This is a genomic window from Thermus sp. (assembly GCF_056332225.1).
On sequence record NZ_JBWGQW010000269.1, the window covers coordinates 1 to 505 of the forward strand.

Here is a 505-nt window from a genome sequence, read left to right on the forward strand (position 1 = left end):
GCTTCTGCTCCTCCTCCAGGGCCACGGCAAGGCCAGACCCCAGCACAGCCAGACCAAGTCCCCCTCCGCCCTCTCCCGTTTCCTGAATGGGTATTCCTGGCCCACCCGCGCCCTCATCCGCCGGGTCCGCAAGGAGGCCCAGGAAGCCCTGGACCGGGCCAGGAGGAGAAAGGGCCCCAAGCCCCGCCTCCTGGTGGTGCTGGATCTGGTCACCCTGGAAAAGCGGGGCCGCTTCCAGGCCCTGCCCCTCTCCTTTTTCCACGGCAAGTGGGGCCTCCACCTCGTGGTCCTTTACCTCGTCTACGGAGACCTCCGCCTCCCTTGGGCCTACCGCCTATGGCGGGGCAAGGGGGAGAAGCCCCTCTCCTTCCTGGCCCTAAGCCTCCTGGCCTCCCTGCCCCCCTGGATGCGCCGGGCCTTCCGGATACGGGTGGCGGCGGACGCGGCTTTTGGTACGGCCTGGTTCCTCTTTGGGGTGAGGCGGTTGGGCTTTGAAGCGGTGGTG

Annotated in this window: 1 pseudogene; it reads left to right on the plus strand. The window is 68.1% G+C overall.

The annotated features are described in order from the left end of the window. A pseudogene (locus tag AC01Y6_RS11300) lies at positions 1–505 on the plus strand (transposase); the annotation flags it as partial.